We start from the raw sequence: 16,198 nt of genomic DNA on the forward strand, positions 1-16,198 counted from the left end.
GAGTGTTAAATGCCAATTCCCGCACGCTCAATACCCGTGGTCATACCACCCCCCAAGGTGGTTTATCCGGTTCCGGAGCGATGGCAGCACACCTACGTGTCGATTAGAGGCAGGAACGGTGAGGGGGAGGAAATCCCCCTCACCGGTTTCCGGTCCGGCGCGTGGCCGGCCATGGTGCTACAGCCCGGAGCTTCGGGGCTCGACCTGCCACCTTTCGCGGTCCACATGGACGAGTCCCCGAACCTCGACGGCTCGATGGTCCGCGGGGCCAGGGCGTCAGCCCGGCCGGTTCTGTTGCCCATCTTCGTCTATGGGATCGACCGTAAGACCCTCAGGCAGTTCAAGGCGAAGCTAGCCAACGCCCTGAACCCGAAGTTCGGCTACTCCGTCCTCACCTTCATTGAGCAGGACGGGGTACCTCGGCGGCTGAATTGCTACTACACCGGTGGCATGGAAGGCAGCGAAGGCGTAGGCGCCTCGGGCTTCACCTGGATCTCTTACGGCATCCAGCTCACCGCTGCTGACCCGTGGTTCTACGGGGACACAGAGGTTGCGGCCAACTGGAGCTTCGGCACCGATCAACCGTTCCTCGCGGACCCGTTCCTCCCGATGACCCTCCTCAGGGGGACCACCTCGACGGGGGCGCTCACCATATACAACCCAGGCGACATCGAGGCATGGCCCGTATGGGAGATCACAGGGCCGCTCAAGCGGTTCGAACTCACCGGCCCGGACGGTACGAGCTTCGGCATCCCTGTCCAGCCGGGCGAGGTTGACGCCGTCCCAGAGGGGCGAACCCTGACGGTTGACTGCCGCCCTGGATACAAGACCGTCACAGACGACGAGGGAAAGATTTATTTCCCTCTGCTGTCTGCCAATCCCTCTCTCTGGTCGGTGCCCCCTGGCATCTCGACCGCTAATGCGGATCTCCTCGCCGGCAGTGGCACATCCACGGTGAAGATGACTCTCTTTCCACGCTATTCGACTTACTGACATGAGGTGCACATGGGTTACCGGGTGGAGGTGCGCGATGCTGCACTGAACCGAATAGGCATCATCGACACATGGATCTCGATGGACCTTGTGGTTCGGTACTGCCAGCAAGGTACGTGGCAGATGCTTGTGGCTGCGGGGACACCTCAGGCTGACCTTCTCCAGAAGGGCGGGGGCGTCGCCATCTATCAGGATGGCGTTGAACTCCCCATCCTCACAGGGCAGATCGAGACCTTTCAGCACTACTGGACGAGTGCTCAGCACACCTCGCTCGGTTCCCTGTACTTCGGCGGGAAGTGTGACAACAAGCTGGCTTACACCCGCCTGGCGTTCCCTGACCCGTCCAAGGAAGCCACCCAGCAGTGGCAGGCCGACGACAACGGCCGGGCAGTTTCCGGCCCTGCTGGTCACCTCGTCTGGAACGAGCTGGACAAGGCGATGGGGGCCGGCGCTCTGGCCAGCCGACGCGCGGCCGGCCTCGATGTCGGGGAGGACGTCTCACTTGGCAAGTCGATCTCTGACAACCTCCAGTGGGACGTCATCGGCGCAAAGCTCGAATCATGGATCGACACCTCGACCACCGGTTACCGGTTCCTGTACGACCCCAACGCCAAGAAGATCAATCTAAGCCTGTTCACTCCGCGGGATCGTTCCAGGGAAGTCCGGTTCAGCAAGGAGCTGGGGAACCTTCGGGAATTCACCTGGTCCCTTACGGCTCCGACCGTCACACGGGCCATTGTGGCCTGCCAAGGCACCGGCAAGGGCCGGTACCTGTACCAGCAGATCGACAGCGAGACCGAGGCTGAATGGGGCCTTGAGATCGAGGCGTTCCTTGACCGCAGGGACCTGCCCATCAAGGCTGACCCAGCTACCGGGGAGCCAATTAAGGCTGACCTCTCGGTAACTGACGAGCAGTTCGCCACCGCCAAGAAGGCTGTTATTGACGCTGCCACGGAGGCCCTGAGTCAGGGCGCCAAGAACGGCAACTTCCAGATTTACCCCGTCGATACTCCGCAGATCAAATTTGGGCGGGATTACTTCGTCGGGGACATCGTCACCGTATCCATTGACGGAGTCGAGTACACGGACATTGTTCGTGAGGTTTCCATCACCGTAGATCAGGGTGGAGATGCCGAAACGGTGTCCCCGACTATCGGTGAGCAGGGGTCGGGTAACCCGCTCAATCTCTATAAGACGGTTTTCGATATGCGCGAGAAGCTGCGCAAGCTAGAGGCGAGGATGTGACGTATGGCTGAAATCTCTTATCCGTTCAGTGCGGACGATGCAATCACGGGGGCAGCGAAGGCCGTATCGGAAACCCAGTGGCAGTCAATGGCCCACATGTGGGGAGCTGACCGTGTGGACTTCCGGCTTCCTATCAGTAATACAGGCGTTAGCATTCCGTTCTCCCCGAAGGTGCTTAGCTCGACTTCCGTTCAGATCAATCCCGGAAAGGCTTGGGTCGGGGGGTTCTACTACGAACTGACGTCCACGCTCACGGTTCCGATTGAGGCGAACACATCGACCACGGGCCGTATCGACCTCATAGTGGTCCGAGCAGACATGGCTAAGCCTTCTGTGCAGATCGCTGTACGCAAGGGAACGAATTCAGCTACCCCGATCTCACCTAAGCCGGTTCGAGAGACCGGAGGCATCTGGGAGATGCCTTTGTACGCGGTGACTGTGCCGGCCCAGAATGGGCCTCTCGATATGGCCAGGCGGGCACCCTTTGACATCCCCCCAGCTGTTTCCTTCCCCTGGGACGTGGTCCAGTCAACTGAACTCGCCCCACTGAACTCGTTCACCTACGACAGCGATGTTGACGGGGCGCACACCCAGACAGAGTATTTCAACGGGCGTGACGGAGTTCAGGTAGCCCGAACTCTAAGCAACACGTATACGTACAGCCCGTCTGTAGTTGGGGGTGCAGTTGGAGGTGGCCCTGTCACGTCCCGAAATGGCCGTTGGCGTTGGATAGCTCCAAACATGGTCTGGTTCTCCATGCGTCTGGAAAATACTTCATCCACGGCCGACATGAAGGTTTTTGGCTCCTTTGCTTTCGGCGTGACCCTGCCAACACCCGCTAGCGGTGCTACGGGCCAGATCTTCAGCGGGCACATGGACAACAACACAAAGGCAGCGGGGGGTCTACCCAACTTCGTGGACCTGGTCGGCAAGGTCAATAAGGGCGGGGCCACTTCCAACATGTACATCTACTACCCGAACCCGAACACGCTTTCTCAGGGCCTTGACGGGTTGGGGGTAATCCCAAGGAATAGCTTCATCACCTTCAGTGGAGTTTACGAGACTGACGCTATCAAGGATCGTTAATAGGGGGACTTATGGCTAGGAATATTTTTGCTGGCACAGCGGCTGAGGTCGCCGAGGACGTGTCAGGGGCTCGTATACCGAACGCTGTTGGGACTGTGTGGGATGGGCCTTCGGGCGGAGCCAGTCAAGTTCTGGATCTGCTGTCCTCGGAGCTGACTCCCATTGCAGAACTCGTTGCCAACGACCACGGGATGGTTCCCGCGTTTTGGGGGCCTGACAACGGGTCTGAGCGCCTCTGGGTTGATTTCGGATCTGGTCGAGTTGCCCTGGTCGCCAACAATTTGGCAGAGCGGCTGAAGAGTCATCTAGAGGCATCTGACCCTCACGGCGACAGGGCGGCTATTCTCGCGCTTCTCGGTGTGCCTACTGGCATTGCAACCCTCGCGGAGGACGGAAGGGTTACCCCTTCACAGCTCCCAGAGTTCGCAGGTGGAGAGCAGTCCGTTTCGTCCGTTAACGGGTATGTAGGTGACGTCATCCTGGACGCCGAGGATGTTAAGGCTTCCCCCGAGGACCACACCCATACCCCGGCACAGGTGGGCAGCGCGCCAGCAGACCACACGCACACTGCTGAGGCTATTGGAGCCTTCCCCATCACGGGGGGCACGCTGGATGGAGCGGTAAACGCTAATGCGACAAGCGCCTTCCCGAACATTCGCCTGGGCGGAGTTTCCACTAATCTCGCCGGAGGTAGCGGAAGCATCATCGCAATGGAGGACGCCACCACTGTCCCAAATGCGACTCCCACATCCGTTGTCCAGTACGCAGAGGGAGGCCGTTTCAAGCTGCGGCAGCGAGACGGAAAGGTAATTACGCCCGTCAACATGCCGGGTACTTGGCAGCCGGATGATTACGGCCTGGCAGCTTGGTCCTATGACCTCCATGAGTCCTCTCGCACTCCCGGCGACCGGCCGTCTGAGGCTGGCCGGTTGTATCTCGTGGGGGTGCCTGTCAGGACCAAGACAACTGTATCTAAGGTCTCCTGCCACGTGATGGGCTTCGATAAGCCCAACTCGACCGTCACGTCCGCATACATGGGGATCTACGACAAGGACCTGACCCGGCTTGCTCTTACTGCCGACATCAAGGCGATGTTCCCTGAGACTCATAACACGGGTGGCCAAATGGCAACTTTCAATCTGACTAACAGTGTCAGTCTCAATCCCGGCAGTTACTACATTGCGATCCTCGTTAAGGGCCCTGGCACTTCCGTCCCGTACCTTGCGGCAACTAACTGGGGGTCTACTGCCACCACTAGTGGAGCTAAGGCTGCTGACGTAAACGGGGTCCACAGGTGGCTACAGACCACAAGCACCACCCTGACCACTCTTCCTACGTCTCTGACGATGGTAGATATGGCTGATGGGATGACGTGCTATTGGGCCGGCCTCGGCTAAGCGCATACCAGAAGGGCCCCAGGAACTCACCTGGGGCCCTTTCTGCTGCCCATCTTTACCTAGGAGGCCGAATGGCTCCATCTGAAATCTTCGGCCTCGCCGGAACCCTGTCTGCCGTTCTGGCTGCTGCCGCAGTTCTCTTCGCCTCTTTCAAGACCAATACCGCGAAGGTGTGGAAGGAGGAGGCGGAAGCACAGAAGCAGAAGGCTGACCGACTCGCCGGCGACTTGACTGAGATCAAGAACCGGCTTTCGCGTATCGAAGCGGAGAATGCCCGACTGATTCAGCTTCTGACTTCTCTCGACCCTACCCGGCTGGCTGTTGTCCGGCTGGCAGATACTTCTACGGAGGAGTAACTATGGCTACACCCATGACCGCTGATCAGTTCGTCAGCGCACTGAAGAACGAGGGCCTTAACGTCAAGGGGCACGCCGGTTGGCGCACTCATAACCGAAACCATAAGGGGGCGTGGGGTCCTGTTAATGGTGTGGTGATCCACCACACTGCTGGCTCCAACAGCCTTGGGTTTGTGTACAGCGGTTCCGCTGACCTTCCCGGCCCGCTGTGCCATTCGCATCTCGCGAAGGACGGCACCCTGACCATGATTGGAAATGGTCGAGCTAACCACGCGGGGACTTTCGCTACGAACGCGTTCAACGCCATGGTGGCCGAGTCTGCAACTCATCCGCGTCCTGACGCGTCGGAGCCGATCGACGCCAACTCTCGCACCTACGGCATCGAGATCGAGAACCGCGGCGATGGCAAGGACCCTTATCCGGCTGCACAGTACGAGGCTGCTGTGAAGTGGGCGGCTGCCATTTGCCGCTTCCATGGTTGGTCTGAGCACTCTGTGATTGGGCACAAGGAGGGCACGCGACGGAAGATCGACCCGTCCTTTGACATGGGTCAGTTCCGTAAGGACGTTGCAGCCCAGCTCAAGAAGACTCCGAGCAAGGCATCGCCCACGGACCCTACGAAGCCGATCGTCCCGGCGTTCCCCGGCACGTCGTACTTCAAGCCCGGCGCGACCAACGCCTACGTCACCCAGCTCGGAGAACAGCTCGTGAAGAAGGGCTACGGCCACTTCTACAGCGTTGGTCCTGGCCCGAGTTGGAGCGAGGCAGACCGCAAGGCGGTTCAGGCATTCCAGAAGGCACAGGGCTGGACCGGTTCGGACGCCGACGGTTACCCCGGTCCGGCCACTTGGGAGCGTCTGTTCAGCTAAGGAGAGCCCATGATCAAGTTTGTTTCCGACTACGGAGTTCGTATCTACTCCGTACTTGCGGCACTCGTGCCGGCGCTTCTGATCGTCTGGCCCAAGGTCCCCTGGGAAGCCGTAATGGCCGCCTCCGCGGCCCTCCTGGGTCTCGGTGTGGCTGCTGCCACGCACGAGGACACCAAGACGCTGAAGGCACTTGCGGCCTCGCCCGATGAGGACGAGACCGCCAACTAGCTAGGTGCAGGGGTGCACCTGGGTTGAGAGAGTAAGTAAAGAACTGGCCCCCGGCTTCGGCCGGGGGCCTTTCTTTGTTTACCCTTCGTCTACTGCGCCAGTGTCCATAGCACTCAGAACGTCACATAGACCTTCGGGGGTGAGGGTGCGCGTGAAGGTGACGTTTTCTCCTTCGTCACTCACGTACGTCACGGTGACTTCGGGGGTCCACTCAGCCATCTCACCACTGCTCCTCTGGTGGCTCACTGCGCCTCTCCCGGCTTCTTTCGGGGCTTCCGCTGCACCTGACCGGGGATGGGCTTGACGGAGGTGACGTTCAGGTCCCAGCCAGCAGAGCCCTTTTCGATCTTCACCCGCTTGTCCCCGAGCATGAACCCAGCACGGATACCTCCGTCTTCCGTCTTCACGAAAGAGAACTCCTTGGCAGAGTTGATCAACTCGACCGCGAGCATGACCACCTGACCCTGCGGTGTCTCTTGCAGTTCCTTCTTCAGACCCATCAGCTCTTCCCCCGCTTCTCGAAGATCGGCACCTCAACGACCCTGACCTCAGTAGCGCCCGCGGCCTCAAGCTCCTGCTTGCGTTGCTCGGCGCTCCGCTCGTCGTAGGCCACGACGGACGTGCGCTCTCTGCCGTCCCCGGTCCACTTCAGTCGGTAGTTCCTCACGAACCCTCCGCCTCCCCCTGGCGCTTGCCTCCATGGCCCCACATGCAACCGAAGTCGACGCACTTACGACAGTGCCGGCACTCGGTGTGCCCGCTGCCCTCAGGGAGGTCGGTCCCGCAGTCAGCACAACTCTTCTTCTCAGCCATCTTCTCTCTCCTATGACTGGAGGCCCGCCCTCGGCGGGTCGGGCCTCACACCGTAGCTCTCACGTCTGACAGGCAGGACAGGCTTTCGCCTGTTAGTCCCAGTTCTGCGGGGCAGGCCGGAAACGGCTCTCGAACTTCGCCGTCTCTTCCTCGGTTGCCGGCCGCCAGTCGGCCGTGATGTCGTCGAGCGACGAGAACATGGACTCGTACCATCCCTCGGCGTACCCGTCCGACGACTCCACACCGACCGACGGGTTGTATCCCTCACGGTGTACCGAGGTGATTCGGACGACTGCGGCGCCCGAATAAGGCCCGTATGCAACGCACATACCTACATGCTCAGGGGTGAGTATCACTGTCTCTCCTGTATTCTCATGAAAGCGACCCCGGACCATTGGCCGGTCCGGGGTCGCACTTCTGTGTTTGGCTACTTACTCGCGTCAGCAATCCACTTCACCCGGATTCACTTGCCCGTCTTCCTGTACTCCTCGCAGCGGCGCTTCCAGTAGGCGCGGGCCTGCGGAGTGTTGCCCTCCTCCGCCAGCTCGATCCAGTTCTCAGGCACCTTGTACATACGCTGCGGCTCGTCCTTCTCGACGGCCGCGGGCTGTTCGTCCCACCGAGCGAACTGCTTGACGAACTCGGGCTCCCGGTTGGGGTCGTTCAGAGGCCCCCAGTGGATGAGATTCCGCAGTCGGCACGTCATCAGCTCGTCATCCGTACCGAGTCGGTTGATGGCGTACTCGCCCTCACCGATGTAGGTCACCTCGGCCTTCACCCACTGCCCCGGATGCGGGTTCGCCTTTCCGGCCTTGCCACCGAACCAGATCCGCCGCGTCTTCGGCTGGTTGCGTCCGGGAAGGTAACCGATCTCCTGAAGCTTGGTCTGATAGATCCGCTCCGGGCGCTCTTCCTCGGACTCCTGCGCCTGATGCTCGTCGTCCTCCAGGACCTCGCCCCCGTAGATGCCGGCAAGCTGCTTGAGCTGCTGCCCTATGCCACCCTTCAGAGGCGCTTCCGCGTCCGGCCAGACCTGCCGAACCGCCTTCACGTACTTCTCTCCTCCGAGGACAGTCACCTTGGCGTCCTCCAGGCCCAGCTTCTCAACCTGCTGCTTGACGGAGCCGAGCCGAACACTGCCCTTGTCGCCAAGCCTCACGTCGTAGTTCTCGATCTCCTCAGTGAGAGAAATGAGACCGTACTTAGCACTGAGGACCATCGTCGGGCCATCCATGACTTCGGACGCCTCACGGCACGCGTTGAAGTAGTTGCCCGTGTACCGCTCCTCAGCTGGGATACGGCCCGGAGCGTCTGACTTTTTGCCTCCACAGGCGATGATCACCAGGCGCTTCGGCTCCGCCTCGACCTCATCCCGGCTGTGAATTGCTCCCATGAAGTCCGGGGCCTGGTCCTCGCCCTCAGCCATCGAGAGGTACCCGGAGATGAGCCGCTGCGTCCGCTCGTACGGCTCGGTGAAGGTGTCGACGAACTTCTTCGAGGCCCTCGCCACGGCCGAGTGGTCGTGGTACTTCAGCCGGTCCATCTTGTTCAGGATGAGCCCCAGCGTTTCGGCACGGACCCGGCCCTGTGCGCCGGTTGCCGTCCAGCTCATACGCTCCATGTCGGCCTTGATGACCTCGGACTCACCCTTGTACGGGGACGGGTGCCCGTACTTGGGCTCGAAGTATCCCGCGATGCTCTTCGGCATCTTGATCGCGTGCCGGATCTCCCTCGGGTCATCCGGCTCGTACTCCAGTTCGAATTTGAGCATCGACTTACCCGCCATGACGTTGTTGCCGTTGTCGCTGTCGAGCCAGCTGCGGGCGATGTCGAGGGCCGACCCGATGGCGGCGTTCGTCAGGTGCAGTTCGATGGTGTTGAGCGTGTTCATCCCCTGCCGCTTCAACTCGCTGTCGCCTGCCTGGCAGGCCGCGTAAAGGTCCACCCAACCGGGCTGAGAGGAGTTGGACTTCCCGGCCTTCAGGACGTGGCGGCGGATCTGTCCGGGCACGCGGATGGTCGTGGTCATTTCTTCTTCCCCTTGCTCTTCGGGTCGTCGTCTTCAGGTATCGAGCGGTCGATGAGGTAGACACCCCAGAACCCGTGAGGGAGCGGGTCCATCTGCATTCCGAACCTGTCAGTCATTCCGAGCTTCCGAATCTTGGAAGCCCATTCCTCGGCAACCTCGAAAGCCTTCTTCGAACTGGGCTCCTTGGAGATCATCTCGACTCGCTTAGAGGGACGAGTGAAGATGTCGGAGTTGCGTTCAGCGGGCTGGTGCATGACTAACAGGTTCCTTCAAAGGTGTTGCTGGTGATCGGAGAGTCTGAACGGGCTTGCGCTCAGAGCAGGCTGACGAACGGGTTGGAGCTCACCGGCTTGGGCTTCACCTTCGGGCCCTCGCCGCTGATCACCTTGAGCTTCGGCTTACCGGCCTGGTCCTCGGGATCAATCAGGCGATAGATCGTCTTGGGGGCCCCGCGGCCCCCGGTCTTCTCCTGGACAACCAACACGTCGTCCATACCTTCAACGGTGTCCTTGATGCCTGCTGCATTCATCTTCCCCCACAGCGGACGCAGCAGGTCAGACGCCTTCGCTTCGCCCCCGTGCTTATTCAGCACGTCCCTGATCAGCTCCTCGGGGGTCTTCATGGGTTTGGCCCCCTCGTTGTTGCTGGCCGCGTCCTTCACCAGCTTCTCGACGCTGGCCATGGAGTAGGAAACGAACTGCCAAGCGGCTTCCACCGCGTCCCGGCTGATCTCCTCTTCCATCACCGTGGCGCTGAGTACAGCGGAGACACGTTGAACCTGCTCGGCAGAGCGCTCCATGTACGACGCCAGCAGCTCGGGCAGCTCGGCCATGCGGTCTTCGACGATGGCGCGGATCTCGTCGAACCGCTCGCCGGCCTCGATACTGAAGTACATCACCCGGTCCTCCTCTTCCGCCCACTCGAAGGCTCCCTTGAGAGCGGACGTGTCCGGGACCTGGGGCCGGTTGTTGTACGGCAGCATCTTCGAGCGCTCGACCAGGACGGGAAGCAGCCGGTTGTACGAGCCTCCAAGGGCCTCACTCGAAGAGACGTACTTGCCCCACTCCCCCGGAGTGATGTGGGCGTGGAACCCAAGAAGGGGCTGAGCAACGCTCTGAAGCCCGTCCTTCTTGGTGCGGTTGGATATCGGCTTCCCGTCCCAAGCCGTACGGAACATGGTGCTGAACTTGCTGCACTTCTTCTGATCCTTGAGGACAGAGGCCCACTCCTCTTCGAGGAGTATGCAGCGGCCGTCAATGCCTCCGTCCTGGCCCATCGTGTCCAGTTCCAGGCCGGACAACATGTCAACCAGGGAAGGGCCGTTCGCCACACCGGAGCGCTTCCGGGTGTGGATGAAGCCCCCGATCACCTTGCCGAGTACAGCGGACGCCGTACCGAGCGCGTAGCCCTTGCGCCCGATAGCACTTCGGCCGGCGAGTACAGTCCAGACCACGACCGGGCGGCGGTTGTCGAGCCGAACGCGTCGGCTGATCGCAGCCGAGTACAGCGAGAGGCTTGCCGCCCACACGCCGATGGGGTCGGCCTCACTCGTCGGCATGGCGGCCTCAACAGCCTTACCCAGTGGGCCATATGACATCTGGTCGAACGTCGTCATTTCTTTCTCTCCCCTTAATCAGGCGCTCAGCGCCACGGCCTCGGCGTCGCCGAGTGCTTCAGCCAGCAGTGCACGGAACTTGGAACCGTGTTCGTGACAGAGGTCGTACTCGTCGCCCATGATCGTGAGACTCACGGTCCCCGGAACTTCCTGCCCCTTCTTCTTGCACCCATCGCAAGTGATCTCGGTGATTACCTTTTTGGCCATGGTTAACCCCCACAGATTCAACATTGTATCGGTTACCTAGTTGCTTACGAACTCATGCAAGAGCCCGTGGCGAGAGGCCGGGAAGCGATCCCGGCCTCCACCACGATCCATCGCCTGAAGCCGTCAGCGGCGGTTTCCTCGGTAGACATCACCTTCCACGTAGGTGATCACCGAGCCGTCCGGAGCCTTCATGGCGTAGTAGTGGTCCCAGTCCACCCACATGTAGGACCAACCAGCCTCGCGCAGGGAACCACTCACGGACCCGTCCCCACCCGATCCCGCGAAGAACGCGTCACCGCAGCCGGATTCGCTCTTACCCAGGATGCGTATTACGTCATCCGCGCTCTTGGCAGACTCAAGCTCCTTGAGCTGCATGTCGATGAACTTCCAAAACATGTCCAGCATTTTCAGATACCTTCTCTCAGCTTTCGTGCTTGCCTTCGCCCATGGGCCATGCGCACACACGGCACAGGTCTGGGCGGTATCGGTCCGAGTCATCGAACTTGTGGGGAGGGACGTCCGTAGGCTCGACCTCTCTCCGCCACTTCTCGAAGAGTTCCGGCCGCTGGTCCTCGGGAGACGGGTGGTCGATTTCCCAGAGGAGATCCCGAAGAAGATGTTGTCTCGTGCCTTCTGTGTCGAAAGACGGGCCGCTAATGGTCCACGTCCTGTACCTCTCGGCAACGAGATCGCGAATGCGCTGCGCCTCGTCAGACACCTTGAAACATCCTGTTCTTGAGCATTTCCGTACGCTCGAAACGGAAAACGAACGTCACTTCCTTGACCAGCACCCGAGCCACGAACATGGGGTCGTGGTAGGCGTTGGCCCGCTCTCCGCACTCCTGGAACACGCCCGTGAGGGCATGGAGCCGTTCCGCGGGGGTGTCGAGCCAGGCCGCATAAGTGGCCTTCTCGCTCAACTCGTCTGCGTCGAACCCGAATCGCTTCATCAGACTCACTTGTCGGCTCCGAACTTTGCACGGTCCGTACGGGACATGTCGACGGGGCTGAACCACTCGAAGTACGCGTAGCCCGCAATGGTGCGGGTGAGTTGGGCCGTGAAGTTCGTGTTGTAGGCCAGGCAGTTCCACACCAACATATCGAAGTCCGAGGTCTTCGGGTCGTACCCGATCGGCTCTCTCGCCGTGCCGGGATACACCTGCCCGTCCATCGGCTTACCGGTGTCGTCAAGCAGGGTGATCCTGTAGCACTGTCCCCCCGGCGTCCATTCGATCGCCACAACGAAGTTCGTCAGGTCCTCGGGGATCATCCCAACAGCAATGTTCTTGTACTTCACAGTCCCTTTGCCTCTCTGTATGCGTTAATGACCTTGCCCGGGATACGGCCCCGCGTGCCGACGAAATAGCCGTTCTCACGGCCCCATTCGCGCATTTCCTTCATGAGCCGTGTGTGTTCCGCAACCCGCTCGGCGGCAGCCCGCCGCCGACGGGACTTCTCTTCTTCGAGGGCCCGTTCCGCCGCTTCTCGCTCCAAACGAGCCGCGTACGCGGGGTAGTAGCTCTGGAAGTACCGGATCTCAGCAGGAAAGAGCGGGCTCATGTCGTCCGGCAGGCGTAGCCGCTCGTGCACCATGAATTCCCGAACCAATGCCGGGTCGGGGTTAGTCACCACCCTCGGTCGATCCCGTGGTCCTGGCGCAGGTGGTTGCGCTCCCAAAGGCCGGCCTGACTGTTCCTCCAGGGATGTTCCTTCTCCCAGAGGTAAGTTGAGAGGGCCTTGAAAACCTCACCGTGCTCCGAGCACGTGACTACGACGTTTCCGTACGCCTCCCAGTGGAGTCGTCCACCGTCAGAGGTCCACCTCTTCGGCTTCGGAAACTCCTCGAAGCTGAGCGTCATAACCGGCTCGCTCATTTCTCTCCAATCTGTGGCCATGGAAAAGGCCCGGACGGCTCGAATGTCCGGGCCTCTCGACAAAGCGACTAGCAAAAGTCGATGGTTTCGATGATCGGGACGTAGGTGAACTGGCTCGGATCGGTCCCGAGATTCCGTGCGGTTTGGAGAACCATCCGTCGCAGGCCGGCCCGGCAGGTGTCGCAGACGAACCTGTTTTCTTCCGCCGTCTGGCAGAGCGACCCACGACGCTCACGGCAGTAGAAGCAGACTCCGCCACCGTCGATGTGCTCGAAGACGATGTGGGGCGTCGTGTTCCATCCCAGATCACCCATGTATCGACGCTCCACGACGGCGTGAGGCAGGCTCTCAGCCTTGAGGTAGGCGTCCTTCCAACGGTCGTCCCAGAGGATGTCTATGGGAGGTGCCGACCACGCTTCACACGTGCTGTGGTCGTCGACCTCGTTGGGGCACTCAAATATGTCGTATCGCCAGCTCATTACGCAGCCTCTCGAATGTCGGTCCAGGAGTAGAGGGCGGTGGAGCCGGGAACACCGTTCTCCACCTCATCCACCTCGATGTAAAAGAACGCGCTGTATTCCTCCTTGATCTTGCGTCGGAGGAATTCCGTCGCCCGCTCTTCGGCCTCTTCGCCGTTCTTGCCGTCCGCGACGATCGTCCATGCGGGATCGGGTTCACCGATCTCCTTAACGGCAGGGCCGCCAACCCTGATGGTGAACGTCCAGACGCCTTGCGGTTCGTGGTAGTGCGGGTTTTCACATCCCTCACCATGGTCAGCAAGGATCTGTTCGGCCGTGTTCGGGTAGCCGAAGGTCCGGAAGAGGCCCGCGTAAGTCTTGGCCTCCTCGCAGCCAAGCACGCAGTCGTAATCCTTGATCAGGTTGTGTGAGAGTTCCGAAGTCGTCCAGGACTCCACGAACGCTTCCGCGGCCTTGAGCTTGGCCGCGTATTCCTTACGGACCTTCTTGGGGTACTTGCGGGACATGGTGATTCCTCTCTATCGGTTGCCCGTGGCGAACGGCCGGGAATTCCCCGGCCGCCACCAAACAGGAACCGCTAGACGGAGACCGCAAGCGAGGTGGGGAGCTGGGTGACCAGCTCGACATACTTCTCGTGGTGCATGTCGTCGTCCTCGTTGTCCGCCATGGCGTGCCCCTCGATGAACTTCTCTGCGAGGTCTGTCAGACCCACCTCGCGCAGCAGCTCCGCCAGGGCCTCGGCCTCCTGGCAGGTGAAGTGACGGGGAGCGTCCTCCCACGCGTGGCAGACATTCCAGACGGCTTCCAGGTTGTTGGCCGCGTCGTTGACCCTGATTACCTGCGCCTCGCGTCGCCGGGTGACCTGCACCAGCTCGAACAGGTCGTCGTGGAGCTGAGCATTCGACAGCGCAAGCGTTGTCAGCAGCGTGTCGCACTCCTGGCGACGGTTGCGGCGGTTGGTGAAGAACGGAATGCGCATGGTGAACCCTTCTGAGATGTTGGGCGAGAGCCCATGGAAAAGGCCCGGACAATTGGCCTGTCCGGGCCTTTCGGTAAAGCTGCTGAATCAGGCGTGCTCGACTGCGGACTTCGCCTCGTCGAGCGTCAGGAACCTGTCGATGAAGCTGGACAGGAGACCATCGAGACTCTTGTAGGCGTAGTACCAGGTCGCTGCGTTCTGCTCTCCGGAGAACACCCACTGCCCGTCATCCCAGCCGGAATCCCATTCCGACTTGACGTAGCCGATGGACTCCCCCTTGGCGTCACTCATGCGCCAGAAGTTGTCTTCCTCCTGCTCCCACTCGCCCTCGGCCGGCGTGATGCGAGAGGTGCACTCCTGACACGTCACGTCCTCGGGCTTCGAGTCGTAGACGGGCTTGGCCTCGATCACGTACCTGTCACACGGAGTCATGTGACCGGAGAAGGTCACGTGGGTCTCGCCCGGCGTGCTCTCGCACCATGCAGTCTGGAATCGCATGTCAGAACCTCTTTCCAGCATTGGGGCAGTAGCCCATGGCTACAGATACGGGGTCGGCCAGGCGGAAGTGCCTGGCGTGATCCGCTTCAGTGGGAAGCGGGGTGTTGCAGTAGAAGCAGGACACGCCGAGCGGAGTAGCTACGAGGAGGTCCCGCTCCCACTCGGTAAGGAGTTCCCACCGCGTAAGCGCGTAGGACTTCACGTCGCTCACTTGCTGGCCTCCGTGATCATTCGGCGTGCCGTCGCAGCGCAGCTCATGTTGTAGTTCCAGATATGCGCGCTCTTGCGGTACTTCCGAGCCAGGCGCATACGGCAGCGCCAATCGCGCAGCCAGAACTCTCGCCACGTATCCCCCGCAGGGCTCCGCCAGTTATCGAAGTCCACGCTCACTTGCTGGCCTCCTTGATGCGCGTCGTCTTCACGCTGTAGTCAGACTGCCGACGTGCCACATCCACCGGTGCCGGGCCGTCGAGGAATCCACGCAGCAGCGATGCCGTGTGGGCGTGGTAGCCGATGCCCTCGGTCGACGTGAGCCACCGGTATGTGTGCGGGCCCTCAATATCAGCCGTCCAGGTGCCATTGGCACAGATCGTGATCCGGTCGTACTCGTTCGAGAGCCGAAGGCCCTCGCGGTACTGCTTTTCCGCGTAATCCGGGTTCTGCTCGTCGTACCCGGTGACGAAGTTCTCGGGATTCAGGAAGTCCTCAGGCGGAAGGGCGTTGAGTTCGGAGTAAAGACGGAACATGGTTTCTCCTATCGGCGGTATACGGCAAGGTGGGCGTTTGCGGCGCCCTCCCAAACCACGTCTTCGGTGTGGAACAGGATGGTGATTTGGACTGCTCCGTTGGGGAGGGTCTGCCGCAGGAGTACGCGGCCGGCCCGATGCCGGTCCCGCTCCCGATAGGGCAGGGGATCGCTGGGGACGCCGATCACGAGATCCGTTGCCTTGATGTCACGGGCGGCCATCGGCTCGGACAGGTAGGCGCAGCTATCTCCCACGGAAAGCCGGGAATCGAGTGTCACGCCCCAGGGCTTTTGAATACGGTGCGCAGGTGGGACGGTTATTCCTTCGGCCCGCATCAGGCGGCTTCCTCTCCCGGATTGGTGTTCTGGATGATCAGTTCCCACGCCTCGTTCAGCTCGGCTGTGGTCTCGTACATGCGCATCCACACGAATCCGCCGGAGTCCTCGGTGAGGATCGCGGCTTCAAGCTGGTAGAGCCCGTACCAGGCAAGGCCGGTCACGCTGTCGCCTGCCTGGTCCTCGGGGGTGTGGAAGTACAGGTCTTCCGCCTCGCGGCTCTGGAACTTGGAGGACATCAGATGCCCTTCACGTAGTGCTGGAAGACGCGGATAGCGCCGAATCGAGAGAGCGTGCGGCCCGGCGTGACCGAACCGCCGATCGCCTCCGTCACGCGGTACCGGCCGGGAATGGGGGGCTGCCCCCACTTGCGGACCGCCCGACCGAGCTGCACATTCTTGGGCGGGTGCTTGAAGAACTTGGGCATTGCTATTCCTTCCTAGGGTTTA

At 61.0% G+C, this 16,198-nt stretch carries 28 protein-coding genes; 7 read left to right on the top strand and 21 right to left on the bottom strand.

Features of this window, described 5'->3' with window-relative positions; genetic code table 11:
* Window positions 1-9: 9 nt before the first annotated feature.
* The 7 genes from ABT115_RS08745 to ABT115_RS08775 all read left to right on the top strand — a co-directional run bounded on the left by ABT115_RS08745 (window position 10) and on the right by ABT115_RS08775 (window position 6,174).
* Window positions 10-993, top strand: coding sequence for a phage tail family protein (locus tag ABT115_RS08745; RefSeq protein WP_351785654.1), 984 nt, complete (start codon window positions 10-12; stop codon window positions 991-993).
* Window positions 994-1,005: 12 nt separating this feature from the next.
* A complete protein-coding gene (locus ABT115_RS08750) occupies window positions 1,006-2,238 on the top strand; it encodes a siphovirus ReqiPepy6 Gp37-like family protein (RefSeq protein ID WP_351785657.1) in 1,233 nt (410 codons plus the stop codon).
* A 3-nt stretch (window positions 2,239-2,241) separates the two neighbouring features.
* A complete protein-coding gene (locus ABT115_RS08755) occupies window positions 2,242-3,324 on the top strand; it encodes a hypothetical protein (RefSeq protein WP_351785659.1) in 1,083 nt (360 codons plus the stop codon).
* A gap of 11 nt (window positions 3,325-3,335) precedes the next feature.
* Window positions 3,336-4,721 carry a hypothetical protein gene (locus ABT115_RS08760; protein WP_351785661.1) on the top strand — a complete coding sequence of 462 codons (1,386 nt, stop codon included), beginning with the start codon at window positions 3,336-3,338 and terminating at the stop codon, window positions 4,719-4,721.
* A gap of 71 nt (window positions 4,722-4,792) precedes the next feature.
* Window positions 4,793-5,077 (top strand): hypothetical protein, encoded by a 285-nt coding sequence (locus ABT115_RS08765; protein WP_351785664.1) that lies wholly within the window; start codon window positions 4,793-4,795, stop codon window positions 5,075-5,077.
* 2 nt (window positions 5,078-5,079) lie between these two features.
* Window positions 5,080-5,946 carry a peptidoglycan-binding protein gene (locus ABT115_RS08770; RefSeq protein WP_351785666.1) on the top strand — a complete coding sequence of 289 codons (867 nt, stop codon included), beginning with the start codon at window positions 5,080-5,082 and terminating at the stop codon, window positions 5,944-5,946.
* Window positions 5,947-5,955: 9 nt separating this feature from the next.
* Window positions 5,956-6,174 carry a hypothetical protein gene (locus ABT115_RS08775; protein ID WP_351785668.1) on the top strand — a complete coding sequence of 73 codons (219 nt, stop codon included), beginning with the start codon at window positions 5,956-5,958 and terminating at the stop codon, window positions 6,172-6,174.
* Between the two features lie 242 nt (window positions 6,175-6,416).
* Here the strand turns inward: ABT115_RS08775 and ABT115_RS08780 are convergent, their stop codons facing one another.
* The 21 genes from ABT115_RS08780 to ABT115_RS08880 all read right to left on the bottom strand — a co-directional run bounded on the left by ABT115_RS08780 (window position 6,417) and on the right by ABT115_RS08880 (window position 16,176).
* Entirely contained in the window at window positions 6,417-6,674 is a 258-nt protein-coding gene (locus ABT115_RS08780) for a hypothetical protein (RefSeq protein WP_351785671.1), read from the bottom strand.
* Entirely contained in the window at window positions 6,674-6,841 is a 168-nt protein-coding gene (locus tag ABT115_RS08785) for a DUF8636 domain-containing protein (protein WP_351785674.1), read from the bottom strand. Before ABT115_RS08785 ends, ABT115_RS08780 begins: the two co-directional genes overlap by 1 nt.
* Window positions 6,842-7,079: 238 nt before the next feature.
* Entirely contained in the window at window positions 7,080-7,316 is a 237-nt protein-coding gene (locus ABT115_RS08790; RefSeq protein ID WP_351785677.1) for a hypothetical protein, read from the bottom strand.
* A 134-nt stretch (window positions 7,317-7,450) separates the two neighbouring features.
* On the bottom strand, window positions 7,451-9,016 hold the full coding sequence (locus ABT115_RS08795; RefSeq protein ID WP_351785680.1) for a DUF6884 domain-containing protein: 1,566 nt from the start codon (window positions 9,014-9,016) through the stop codon (window positions 7,451-7,453).
* Entirely contained in the window at window positions 9,013-9,270 is a 258-nt protein-coding gene (locus ABT115_RS08800; protein ID WP_351785683.1) for a hypothetical protein, read from the bottom strand. The genes ABT115_RS08795 and ABT115_RS08800 overlap by 4 nt, the downstream gene beginning before the upstream one ends.
* Before the next feature lie 59 nt (window positions 9,271-9,329).
* Window positions 9,330-10,631 (bottom strand): DUF3987 domain-containing protein, encoded by a 1,302-nt coding sequence (locus ABT115_RS08805; protein WP_351785686.1) that lies wholly within the window; start codon window positions 10,629-10,631, stop codon window positions 9,330-9,332.
* Between the two features lie 18 nt (window positions 10,632-10,649).
* Window positions 10,650-10,838, bottom strand: coding sequence for a hypothetical protein (locus ABT115_RS08810; RefSeq protein ID WP_351785688.1), 189 nt, complete (start codon window positions 10,836-10,838; stop codon window positions 10,650-10,652).
* A 123-nt stretch (window positions 10,839-10,961) separates the two neighbouring features.
* A complete protein-coding gene (locus ABT115_RS08815; protein ID WP_351785690.1) occupies window positions 10,962-11,243 on the bottom strand; it encodes a hypothetical protein in 282 nt (93 codons plus the stop codon).
* A 305-nt stretch (window positions 11,244-11,548) separates the two neighbouring features.
* On the bottom strand, window positions 11,549-11,788 hold the full coding sequence (locus ABT115_RS08820) for a hypothetical protein (RefSeq protein ID WP_351785693.1): 240 nt from the start codon (window positions 11,786-11,788) through the stop codon (window positions 11,549-11,551).
* A gap of 5 nt (window positions 11,789-11,793) precedes the next feature.
* Entirely contained in the window at window positions 11,794-12,135 is a 342-nt protein-coding gene (locus tag ABT115_RS08825) for a hypothetical protein (RefSeq protein WP_351785695.1), read from the bottom strand.
* A complete protein-coding gene (locus ABT115_RS08830) occupies window positions 12,132-12,467 on the bottom strand; it encodes an Lsr2 family DNA-binding protein (protein WP_351785698.1) in 336 nt (111 codons plus the stop codon). Before ABT115_RS08830 ends, ABT115_RS08825 begins: the two co-directional genes overlap by 4 nt.
* Entirely contained in the window at window positions 12,464-12,712 is a 249-nt protein-coding gene (locus ABT115_RS08835; protein ID WP_351785701.1) for a hypothetical protein, read from the bottom strand. Before ABT115_RS08835 ends, ABT115_RS08830 begins: the two co-directional genes overlap by 4 nt.
* Window positions 12,713-12,780: 68 nt before the next feature.
* Entirely contained in the window at window positions 12,781-13,191 is a 411-nt protein-coding gene (locus ABT115_RS08840) for a hypothetical protein (RefSeq protein ID WP_351785703.1), read from the bottom strand.
* Window positions 13,191-13,697 (bottom strand): hypothetical protein, encoded by a 507-nt coding sequence (locus tag ABT115_RS08845; RefSeq protein ID WP_351785705.1) that lies wholly within the window; start codon window positions 13,695-13,697, stop codon window positions 13,191-13,193. The genes ABT115_RS08840 and ABT115_RS08845 overlap by 1 nt, the downstream gene beginning before the upstream one ends.
* A 71-nt stretch (window positions 13,698-13,768) precedes the next feature.
* Entirely contained in the window at window positions 13,769-14,170 is a 402-nt protein-coding gene (locus ABT115_RS08850; protein ID WP_351785707.1) for an Atg14 domain-containing protein, read from the bottom strand.
* 87 nt (window positions 14,171-14,257) lie between these two features.
* Window positions 14,258-14,668, bottom strand: coding sequence for a hypothetical protein (locus ABT115_RS08855; RefSeq protein WP_351785709.1), 411 nt, complete (start codon window positions 14,666-14,668; stop codon window positions 14,258-14,260).
* Between the two features lies 1 nt (window position 14,669).
* Window positions 14,670-14,879: a hypothetical protein gene (locus tag ABT115_RS08860; protein WP_351785711.1), complete on the bottom strand. Its 210-nt coding sequence runs from the start codon at window positions 14,877-14,879 to the stop codon at window positions 14,670-14,672.
* A gap of 175 nt (window positions 14,880-15,054) precedes the next feature.
* Entirely contained in the window at window positions 15,055-15,414 is a 360-nt protein-coding gene (locus ABT115_RS08865; RefSeq protein ID WP_351785713.1) for a hypothetical protein, read from the bottom strand.
* Between the two features lie 8 nt (window positions 15,415-15,422).
* Window positions 15,423-15,692 carry a hypothetical protein gene (locus ABT115_RS08870; RefSeq protein ID WP_351785716.1) on the bottom strand — a complete coding sequence of 90 codons (270 nt, stop codon included), beginning with the start codon at window positions 15,690-15,692 and terminating at the stop codon, window positions 15,423-15,425.
* 56 nt (window positions 15,693-15,748) lie between these two features.
* The gene (locus ABT115_RS08875; protein ID WP_351785719.1) at window positions 15,749-15,988 is read right to left on the bottom strand and encodes a hypothetical protein; all 240 of its coding nucleotides are present in this window, start codon (window positions 15,986-15,988) and stop codon (window positions 15,749-15,751) included.
* Window positions 15,988-16,176, bottom strand: coding sequence for a hypothetical protein (locus tag ABT115_RS08880; protein ID WP_351785721.1), 189 nt, complete (start codon window positions 16,174-16,176; stop codon window positions 15,988-15,990). The genes ABT115_RS08875 and ABT115_RS08880 overlap by 1 nt, the downstream gene beginning before the upstream one ends.
* Window positions 16,177-16,198 lie beyond the last annotated feature (22 nt).

The organism is Streptomyces sp. NPDC001832 (genome assembly GCF_040297265.1).
Lineage (GTDB): Bacteria > Actinomycetota > Actinomycetes > Streptomycetales > Streptomycetaceae > Streptomyces.